Origin of the sequence: Sulfitobacter sp., assembly GCF_041552635.1 — a bacterium.
In the GTDB taxonomy this organism is placed as follows: Bacteria; Pseudomonadota; Alphaproteobacteria; order Rhodobacterales; family Rhodobacteraceae; genus Sulfitobacter.
Map to the genome: position 1 here is coordinate 26,208 of NZ_JBFEKM010000019.1, position 9,632 is coordinate 35,839.

The window sequence follows — 9,632 nt, forward strand, 5'->3', positions numbered from 1 at the left end:
GCCTACAGGTCCCCCATCACGGCACCGTTAAAGCCAAACACCTTGCGGTCGCCTGCAAGCGGGATCAGGTTCACTTCGCGGCGTTGACCGGGTTCAAAGCGAACGGCGGTGCCTGCGGCGATGTCCAGACGGCATCCGTGGGCGGCCTCTCGGTCGAAATCCAGCGCGGGATTCGTTTCGGCGAAATGATAGTGGCTGCCGACTTGCACGGGGCGGTCGCCTGTATTGGCAACCATCAAGGTGATCGCGGCGCGGCCCTCGTTCAGGGTGATGTCACCCTCGGCGCAAAAGACTTCACCGGGGATCATTTGCGGGCCTTGGCAGCAGCTTTGATGCGGGCGCGCAGCGCGATGGCCGCAGCGGTGCCGATCACGACCAGACCCATGAAAACGGGCATCCATTCGGCACCATGGGGGGCAATGTGCACGCCGGGGTGGGCCAACGCGGGCGAGGCCAGAACAAGGGCAGGCAGGATCATAAGATGTTTCATATCGGGGCCTTTCTAGCGGATAGGATTGTGAACGGTGACCAGCTTGGTCCCGTCGGGAAATGTGGCTTCGACCTGTACGTCGTGGATCATCTCTGGGATGCCCTCCATGCACTGATCGCGGGTGATAACCTGCGCACCGGCCTGCATTATATCGGCGACGCTGCGGCCATCGCGTGCGCCTTCGACAACTGTGTCGGTGATTAGGGCGATGGCCTCGGGGTGGTTCAGTTTGACGCCACGGGCAAGGCGCTTGCGCGCAACCTCGGCCGCCATGGCGATCAGCAGTTTGTCTTTTTCACGGGGGGTTAGCTGCATGTCAAAGCATCCATGTTTTGGGTGGGGCCGCGCCATGCAGGCGGGCGATGATCGGCACCAAGGACTGGCGCAGGATGTAACTGTCGGGGGCCAGAATGCGCGCATAAAGGACACCGGGGCGGATCAGGCTGGCACCGGCGGTTTTCGGCAGCAACGCGCGGAGCGGGCTCAGCAGCGCCTCGGCATCGGCGGCGGCGTAGATCACGCTGGCCATGGCAAACTGGCCGCGTGCGGTGGCAGAGCCGGACAGTTGGGTGGCTATATCACCGGACAGCCGCACTGCATCGGCAAAGACCGGCACACCGTCGCGGCGGATGGTGATGTTATCGGCAAAGCTGCCCGTGGTCAGGGTTTCGCCCATGGACACGCGGCCAAAGACCAGCGGTTCAACGCACATAAAGGTCGCATCAGGGGCCAGATCAACGTCCAGCCGCCGTTGCAGGGCGGCACCGTTGAACAGGATGGTTTCCTGCGGGAGCCAATCGATCCTTGCACCTTGGGCGACGGCCAAGCTGGTTGTCAGCCGTGCCGGCGGTCCGGGTTGCGCCAGATAAACGCGTTCGGCAGCTTGCGACGTCAGCGTCAGGCGGCTGCCCTCGGCCGCCATGGCATCGATAGACAAGCGATCGCCGCCAGTCATCCCGCCAGAGGTATTGAGGAAAACGCCTGTCAGCCCCCCCGCTGCGGCGCGCGGAAACAGCGCCTTGAGACAGCCGGACTGGTACAGATCACCAATCACGGACGCGGTGCCATAGGTCTTGCTGGCAATGCGCAACGCACCCATAGCACGGGGCTGGGCAGCTACCTGTGGTGCCAGATCTATGTGGGATGCGATGTTGATGGGCCCCTCCGCCATATGCCGTTAATCCTTCTTTATGGATAACGCGATTCCATCTGAGCGCGATGGCAAACGGGACAGTTCGGGGAAAATTTAGGCTCTCGGATGGGAGGTGCCTAATATTTAGGCGGTCGCCGGAGGTGTCTCTGACCCGCCTGCAAGGGGCGGATCAGAGGAGGTTTGCAGGCCCTAGCCGTAGAAGTATTTCGGCAGGTAGGTCGCGATTTCCGGGATCAGGATGATCAGCAACACGCCGATCAATGTCACGATCACATAGGGCGTCACCGAAGCATAGATATCGCCCATCGTAACGTCCGGTGGGGCGACCCCTTTGAGGTAGAAAAGGTTGAACCCGAAGGGCGGTGTCATATAGCCGACCTCCATCATGATGATGAACAAGATGCCGAACCAGATCGGATCAAAGCCATAGCTTTGCACTACAGGCAGGAACACGGGCAGCGTGATCAGCATGATGCCGACGGGGTCCAGAACCATGCCAAGGATGAACAAGACCGCCAGCATAAAGATCAACGACCCCCAGCGACCGCCGGGGACAAGGTTCATCCAGTCCTGAATCAGGCTTTGCGCACCCAGCGCAGTATAGGCCGTGCTAAAGGCGTGCGCCGCAAACAAGATCCAGATGATCAACGCCGTCAGCTTGAGCGTCGCGACAGAGGCATCGCGGATCACCGGCCACGACAGTTGCCGGTTCACGGCTGTTGCGAACAGCGCGCCGAAAACACCGATGGCTGCGGCTTCGGTCGGGGTGGCAAAGCCGCCAAAGATAGCCCCAAGCACGATGACCACGATCAGGATCGGCAGGATCACGGCCTTGAGCGACCGGAACTTTTGCCCCCAGCTGGCCCGTTCTTCGACTGGCAGCGCAGGCCCCAATTCAGGCTGCAACCAGCAGCGCCCGCCAATATAAACCGACACAAGGAAGAACAGCAGCAGGCCCGGCCCGATACCGGCAGCGAACAGGCGCCCGACCGATACTTCGGTCAACAGCGCATATAGCACCATCAGGATTGACGGTGGGATCAGGATGCCCCAACCCCCGCCCGCGTTGATGGCCCCGAGGGCGAGTTTTTTATCGTACCCCCGTTCCAGCATCTTGGGCAGGGCGATGGTGCCCATCGTGACAACGGCCGCGCCGGAAATCCCCGACATTGCTGCAAAGATCACGCAGATCAGCACGGTGCCGATGGCCAGACCACCGCGCAGGCCGCCCCACCACTGGTGCATCATATCGTAAAGGTCATTCGCGACCCCTGATTTTTCCAGCAGGATCGCCATGAACACGAACAGCGGAATGGCCATCAGGGTCGGCGATTGCATCGTCTCCCACATTTTGGTGGCCAGCAGATAAAAACCCAGTTCGCCCATTTCGGCATAGAGGAAGATGACCGAGATGCCGCCCAAGGCAAAGGCCAGCGGCGTGCCAAGCATGACAAACAGCAGCAAGGCCCCGAAAAACAGCATGGTCAGGATTTCGATGCTCATGAGTTGCCTCCTGCGGCTTGGGCCGCTTCGGTTTCATCCTTGGCGGGGACACCAAAAATTTCGGGATCGTTTGGCAGGCCCATCAAGGTGCGTACATCTGCCCAAAGGCGTACAACCCCTTGGAGCAGCAGCAGGATGGCTGCGACGGGAATGAGGGATTTGGTAGGCCACAACGGCGCTTTCCAGACAGAGTTTGATCGCTCCAGATCGGCAATCGCTTCGGAGGCGATGTCATACCCCTGCCACAGCAGGACGCCGACAAAGATCGCGAACAGCGGCCAGGTGACGATATCAATCAGCGCTTTGCGCTTGGGTGAAAACCGGCCGTAGATGATATCGACATTCACATGGCCCCGCTCGGCCAGCAAAAAACCGCCCCCCATGATGGCATAGACGCCAAAGATCAGCGTGGCCAGTTCGGCTGTCCAGATCGCCGGCTGGCCGATCAGATAGCGCATGACCACATCAGCCAGCAGCAAAGCGAAAATGATCAGCACGCAAAAGCTGATCCAGTATCCGATAAATCGGTTGGTTCGAGTGATAAGACGCGCAAGTTGAAGCAAGATAATACCCCCATAGACAAAAAGGGGCCGCCCGATGCGCGAAAGCAAACACAAGGCGACCACGATGATGTTTATCGAACGACGCGCAGGTTAAACCCTGCGCGGGTTGTTCTTAGAGGTAACCCAGATCGGTCATCAGTGTGCGGTAGATATCAGCCGCTTTTGCTGCCCGCTCGCCTTTTTGGGATTCGGCCTCGAGGATCTTCGACGATGCCTCTGCCAGAATCGCCAGCACGTCATCGGGCAGCTGAATCACTTCGACACCGTTTTCTGCAATACCCGCCGACAGCGCGATGGCCTCGGCGTGCTGGTATTCGGCAGAACGTTGGTAGAAGCGCGCTTCCATCGTGTCCGTCAGTGCATTGCGCATGTCCGCGTCAAGGCTGTCCAGAGCTTCCATATTGACGATATAGGCATCGGTCGTCTGGCCCAGACCCGGCTTGTAGTGGTATTTGCACACTTCCCAAAGCGACATGGATTTCGCACCCACGGCGGCACCCCAATGCGCGCCATCCACAACGCCAGAGCTGAGAGATTGGTAGAGTTCCGACCCTGGAATGTACTGCGGCGCAGCGCCGGCAGATTGCAGGTAGTCCAGCATGGTGCCGGAGGACCGCAGCTTGAGGCCGCGGAAATCTTCGGCGGATTCGATTTTTTTGGAAACGACGATTTCAACGGGCAACACTTTGTCGGCCATCATCATCACACCTTCGGCGTTCAGGTCTTCGTTCACCAGCGCCTCTAGGCCAAGGTTCTTGACGGCGTGTTCCATTTCCCATGCCTGACGGAAGGTGCCGGGGATGCCGAACATAAATGCGGCGGCCTGTGCCTGATCCTGCACATAGGACGGGCTGATGGTACCCATGGGCACGACGCCCTTGCGCACGATGTTGTAGATGTCAGGGCCCTTGGCGAATTCACCGGCACCCAGCAGGTCCATCTTGAACGCGCCATCGGTGCGCTTTTCCAGATCGGACGCAAGACGGCCCAAGCTGTCGGTGAACGAACTGGACGCTTTTGGCCAATGCGCCTGAACACGCCAGTTAACCGCACCTTGTGCGATCCCTTTGCCTACCAAAGCAGGCGTGGCAAGCATACCAACGGCGGCACCGCGCAAAAGCGTACGGCGGTTTAGGTTACCTTTTGTCATCTGATCTCTCCCTGAGGTGTTCATACATGTCACATGTAATACATGATTTTGCATATTGCTGCTGACACCATCTCGTAAAGGATGACCCTCGTCAAACGTCTGTTAGCGATAACACTGGCAAATTCTGACGTTTGTCAGGTGCATTCGGGGAGATGTTTTGCAGAGCGGTCCAACTGGTGCTTGGGGTTGTGCCAACCGTCAGGTTACGAATTTCTGCCGATACACGGAAGGGGTTTGCCCTTGCACAGATTTAAACCGACGCGAGAAATAAGACGGATCGCCAAAGCCCAGTCGATAGCCGACTTCGGCGACCGAAAGCTGGGTAAAGGCCAACATGCGGCAGGCTTCTTGTATGGTGCCTGCTTCGATATAGGCGGATGCGGACACGCCTTTGGCCGTGCGGCACAATCGGCTTAGATGGCCCGTGCTCAGCGTCATTTCGGCGGCATAATCGCGCGCGGTCCAGCCTTGCCCCTGATGCTGTGCGATCAATTGGTCGAGGTGGGCCAGTCGTCCATCCGGCGCGGCCACGCTCCCTTTGGGGCTGTGGTTCAGGGTTGCGGCCAAAGACAAAACAGCATGGGCCAGCCCGACGGCGATCTGCGCCCGAAAAGGGCCATGCTGCCCCAATGCGTCATCCAGCAGCGTCATCTGGGTGGTCAAGGCGTGCGTCGGCCTTGCCACAAACGGCCGCGACAGGGCGCGGCCGATATCGCCGCTGACGGGGCCGATGCTGTTCAGGACGGACAGCGGAAAGGACTGCACGACCCCTTGTGTCTGCGGCGCAAAAGCAAAGCTATGGACGGTCTGCGCAGGCACGAACAGCATCATCCCGCTGCGCAGATCAAAGGATTCCCCGTCTGCCGTCGCGTCGGCACTGCCTTCTTCGATATAGAAAAGCTGCGCCAGTTGGGCATGACGGTGGGGCGTAATGATCCAGCCATGTTCGGGGGCACGGTCGCGGATATGTTCGCAATGTACCACATCTGGAAAGGCTTCGGTTTCACCAAAAAGGGAATAATCCGGGATTTGCGCAGGTTTGGTCATGCACGAATAGTACCAGCCTTTGCGCTGTTGGTCCATTCACGCAGTGCTGTGCGTGCCCTAAAATACCATCAAAGCCAAACGAGGGATACGCATCATGAAAACCGAAGTCGTCATTGTCGGGGGCGGGCCGTCGGGCTTGCTTTTGTCGCAGCTGCTGAACAGGGCAGGCGTCGATACCGTCATTCTTGAGCGTACGTCGCGCGCGCGCGTGCTGGAGCGGATCAGGGCGGGCGTTTTGGAGGACGGAACGGTTCAACTGCTGCGCGAGGCTGGCGTCGGCCACCGGATGGACCGCGAGGGTATCCCCCATGAAGGGTGCTATCTGACCGATGATGATCTGATGGTGCGGATCAACTTTCACGAATTGACCGGTAAAAAAGTGATGGTTTACGGCCAGACCGAAGTAACCGCCGATTTGTACGAGGCCCAGGATGCGATGGGCACACAGATCATTCATAACGTCGAAGATGTGGTGATCAATGACGTGACCACCGACGCGCCCTATGTTGAATACACGGCCGATGGCGCGCGCAAGCGCATTGACTGCCGGTATGTGGCGGGCTGCGACGGTTTTCATGGCGTCAGCCGCCAGACGATCCCCGCCGACAAGCGTGATGAATTCGAACGGGTCTATCCCTTTGGTTGGCTGGGCGTCCTGTCGCGCACGCCGCCCGCCAATCATGAACTGATCTACGCCAATTCGCGCCACGGTTTTGCGCTGGCGTCGATGCGCAATGAAAACCTGTCGCGCTATTATGTGCAGGCCCCCCTGACGGACAAAGTCGAAGACTGGAGCGATGACCGTTTCTGGGAAGCGCTGAAAATGCGCCTGCCAAAAGAAACGGCCGATGCTTTGGTGACTGGCCCCTCGATCGAGAAATCAATCGCGCCGCTGCGGTCTTTCGTCAGCGAACCTTTGCGTTGGGGCAGCCTGTTTCTGGTAGGGGATTCCGCGCATATCGTGCCACCTACGGGGGCCAAGGGGCTAAATCTGGCGGTGTCGGATGTGTATTATCTGCATGACGCGCTGATTGCCGCGCTGAAACAGAATGATCTGGCGGGCGTCGATGCCTATGCCGACCGTGCTTTGGCCCGCATCTGGAAAGCGATGCGGTTCAGCTGGCAGATGACGACAATGCTGCACCAGTTTGATGGCGAAGACAGCTTTGCCGCGCAGATGCGCAAGGCGACCCTAAGTCACCTGTCGCAAAGCGAAACCGCACGGCGCGAGTTGGCCGAGAATTACATCGGGCTGCCGTTCTAGCCCACTTTCGTGTCCACAACGTAAAAAAGCCCGGCCTTTGATCATGTCAAAGGCCGGGCTTTTGTTTCCTGCCCTCAAAAGTTAGCCGCGGAACATCACCTTGCCTGCGCGGCCGGGAGTCAGCGCGGCTTTTATCGCTGTGGCGACGTCATCAATCTCAAAAACCCCGCCGTCTTCGAGCACCAATTCGCCTTTGGCCGCCAGGGTGACCAGTTCGGTGATCAGGCGCGTGCGCTCTGCCGGGTCCATGTCCTTGCTGACGCGCGCGCCCCAGAACCCTTTGATGGTGATGTGCTTCATGATCAAGGCACCTGACGACAGCGGCATTGGCGCGCCTGTTGCGGTACCGAAAACAACGAGTTCGCCATCAAGGCCCAGCAGATCAACCAGATCAGCCGACACATCGCCACCAACCGAATCAATCGCCGATACCGCACCGGCGTTGCCGACAATATCACGCGCCTTTTTCTGCCAGTCGGAATCGGACGTCGACAGCACGTTTTCGATGCCCATATCCGTCAGCTCTTTTACGGCTTCATCGCGGCGCACCAGGTTGAGCAGGTTGATGCCCCGCGCCTTGGCCAGCGTCACCATGATCCTGCCAACAGCACCGTTTGCTGCGGTCTGGATGACCCAGTCGCCCTGTTTCGCCTTGAGCGTTTCCAACAGGGAAATGGCACTGAACGGCATCGCGATCAGCTGCGCACCTGCCGTGTCGGAAATCATGTCGGGCAGGGGCAGAACGCCATCCGCGGGGGCAACGAAATACTCGGCCCATGTGCCGTGAACGCCGGCAATTGCAATGCGCTTGCCAATCATCGCGGCATCAACGCCTTCGCCAACGGCCTCAACCGTGCCAAGCGCTTCGGTGCCGCCGATGGCACCGGGCAAATCGGGCTTGTAGCCATAGGTGCCACGGATCGTCCAAAGATCGTGGTTATGGATTGGCGACAGGGTCATTTTGACCAACACCTCGCCTGCGCCAGCGGTGGGTTTGTCAGTTTCGACGGCGTTCAGAACGTCAATCGGTTCGCCGAATGTATCGTGGATGGCTGCTTTCATGGGGATGTCTTTCTTGTGTGATTCAGGAATTTGAAAGGGCTTCGTTTGTCTCAGACAGAGCTTGCCGAAGCGGCAATTCACTGCGCGAAAGTTTGGCAAGAATCGCGGCCCCCAACCATTTCGCGTAAAGCATCTGCGCAGTTGTGTGCGGATCATCGACGGGCACCAGCGAGCCATCTTGGCCCCCCTGCACCAACAGCGCTGCGATTCTGTCGACCAAGGCGGCGACACCCTTATCAAGCACCTGCCGCATGTCCTCGGACAGGTCGGCCACTTCGGCACCCAGCTTGACCACCAGACATTGTCTGGCGATGCCTTCTGATCCGGCCTGCGTCAGCCAAGCGGACCAAAAGGCGGTCAGCTTGTCGTGGGAGGATCCCTGCGTGGCGCAAAGCGCGTCAATCCGGGCGAGGTAACTGGTGACATAATCGGTCAGCAAGGCATGCCCGAAAGCTTCTTTGGACGGGAAGTAGTAATAAAACGACCCCTTGGGGACACCGCTTTCCTTAAGAATGCGCGCCAAGCCGACCGCGCCAAATCCATGCTTGCTGATAAGCGCATGGCCGGACGTCAGGATTTTCTGGCGTGTCTGGTCTGATTTCTTTTGCTCTGTCATGAGGGATACCTAGGCAGTAATAGACCAGTCGCCTAGTATCGCTCACGAAAATGTGCCGCAATGGGTGCGGTCACGATAATCGGGGGTTAAGACGCCGACGGGCGTGTCTGCTTTTTCCTGCGCTGAAGGCCACTTCAAAGAGGTGTTGCAGTGTAGGCACGGCAGTGTAAGCCCGCGGTTGGGTGTGCCATCACTATATTGCATGTAAAGAAAGGGTGATGGTGGAGCCTAGCGGGATCGAACCGCTGACCTCCTGCATGCCATGCAGGCGCTCTCCCAGCTGAGCTAAGGCCCCATCGTGGATCAATGATCCGGGTAGTGTGTCGACCTTGGGAAGGCCGATGCGCCGCTGAATAGGCGCAAGCGAAGGCGGGATCAAGAGGAAAATCCACTCCCGCCTTCGGAAAGATCAATCAGTCGTCGTCATTCGCGGCGACATCGACGATTTCTTCCAATGGAACAGTATCATCGTCGTCATCGTCGTCGTCCAGAATATCGTCATCCAGATCCACATCTACGTCGTCGTCATCCAATACCTCGTCCTCGTCAACATCGGCCTTTTTGGCTTTTGCTGTCACGGCGTCTTCGGCATCGGCGGCGATCATGCGGGATTTTGAATTATCCACCTCGACCACTTCGCCGCTATAGGGGCTGATGATCGGGTTTTTGTTCAGGTCGTAGAACCGCTTGCCCGTTGTGGGGCACAGGCGCTTGGTTCCCCATTCTTCATTGGGCATCGAAGTCCCCTTTTTGAAAGTGTTGTTGCGTATAGATGATTCAGGCC

12 protein-coding genes and 1 tRNA gene are annotated in these 9,632 nt (G+C 58.6%); 1 reads left to right on the forward strand and 12 read right to left on the reverse strand.

What is annotated here, in order from left to right; genetic code table 11:
- Positions 1-2 precede the first annotated feature (2 nt).
- The 8 genes from ABYT07_RS03760 to ABYT07_RS03795 all read right to left on the reverse strand — a co-directional run bounded on the left by ABYT07_RS03760 (position 3) and on the right by ABYT07_RS03795 (position 5,942).
- Positions 3-308, reverse strand: coding sequence for an urease subunit beta (locus ABYT07_RS03760; protein ID WP_372989564.1), 306 nt, complete (start codon positions 306-308; stop codon positions 3-5).
- Positions 305-490 carry a hypothetical protein gene (locus ABYT07_RS03765; RefSeq protein ID WP_372989565.1) on the reverse strand — a complete coding sequence of 62 codons (186 nt, stop codon included), beginning with the start codon at positions 488-490 and terminating at the stop codon, positions 305-307. Before ABYT07_RS03765 ends, ABYT07_RS03760 begins: the two co-directional genes overlap by 4 nt.
- 12 nt (positions 491-502) lie before the next feature.
- The gene (locus tag ABYT07_RS03770; protein WP_372989566.1) at positions 503-805 is read right to left on the reverse strand and encodes an urease subunit gamma; all 303 of its coding nucleotides are present in this window, start codon (positions 803-805) and stop codon (positions 503-505) included.
- Between the two features lies 1 nt (position 806).
- The gene (locus ABYT07_RS03775; RefSeq protein ID WP_372989567.1) at positions 807-1,661 is read right to left on the reverse strand and encodes an urease accessory protein UreD; all 855 of its coding nucleotides are present in this window, start codon (positions 1,659-1,661) and stop codon (positions 807-809) included.
- Between the two features lie 171 nt (positions 1,662-1,832).
- Complete coding sequence (locus ABYT07_RS03780) at positions 1,833-3,146, reverse strand: TRAP transporter large permease subunit (protein WP_372989568.1); 1,314 nt, start codon at positions 3,144-3,146, stop codon at positions 1,833-1,835.
- Entirely contained in the window at positions 3,143-3,709 is a 567-nt protein-coding gene (locus tag ABYT07_RS03785; RefSeq protein WP_372989569.1) for a TRAP transporter small permease subunit, read from the reverse strand. The genes ABYT07_RS03780 and ABYT07_RS03785 overlap by 4 nt, the downstream gene beginning before the upstream one ends.
- Before the next feature lie 112 nt (positions 3,710-3,821).
- A complete protein-coding gene (locus tag ABYT07_RS03790) occupies positions 3,822-4,859 on the reverse strand; it encodes a TRAP transporter substrate-binding protein (protein ID WP_372989570.1) in 1,038 nt (345 codons plus the stop codon).
- Between the two features lie 198 nt (positions 4,860-5,057).
- Positions 5,058-5,942 (reverse strand): helix-turn-helix domain-containing protein, encoded by an 885-nt coding sequence (locus ABYT07_RS03795; RefSeq protein WP_372989571.1) that lies wholly within the window; start codon positions 5,940-5,942, stop codon positions 5,058-5,060.
- 58 nt (positions 5,943-6,000) lie between these two features.
- Here ABYT07_RS03795 and pobA point away from each other — a divergent pair, with 58 nt between their 5' ends.
- On the forward strand, positions 6,001-7,170 hold the full coding sequence (pobA, locus tag ABYT07_RS03800) for a 4-hydroxybenzoate 3-monooxygenase (RefSeq protein ID WP_372989573.1): 1,170 nt from the start codon (positions 6,001-6,003) through the stop codon (positions 7,168-7,170).
- An 81-nt stretch (positions 7,171-7,251) separates the two neighbouring features.
- Here pobA and ABYT07_RS03805 read toward each other — a convergent pair whose 3' ends face one another.
- From ABYT07_RS03805 to ABYT07_RS03820, 4 genes are all read right to left on the reverse strand, one after another.
- Positions 7,252-8,232, reverse strand: coding sequence for a zinc-binding dehydrogenase (locus ABYT07_RS03805; RefSeq protein ID WP_372989575.1), 981 nt, complete (start codon positions 8,230-8,232; stop codon positions 7,252-7,254).
- Positions 8,233-8,254: 22 nt separating this feature from the next.
- Entirely contained in the window at positions 8,255-8,848 is a 594-nt protein-coding gene (locus ABYT07_RS03810; RefSeq protein WP_372989577.1) for a TetR/AcrR family transcriptional regulator, read from the reverse strand.
- A 219-nt stretch (positions 8,849-9,067) separates the two neighbouring features.
- Positions 9,068-9,143: transfer RNA gene (locus ABYT07_RS03815), tRNA-Ala, on the reverse strand.
- A gap of 118 nt (positions 9,144-9,261) precedes the next feature.
- Entirely contained in the window at positions 9,262-9,585 is a 324-nt protein-coding gene (locus tag ABYT07_RS03820; RefSeq protein ID WP_372989580.1) for a TIGR02300 family protein, read from the reverse strand.
- Positions 9,586-9,632 lie beyond the last annotated feature (47 nt).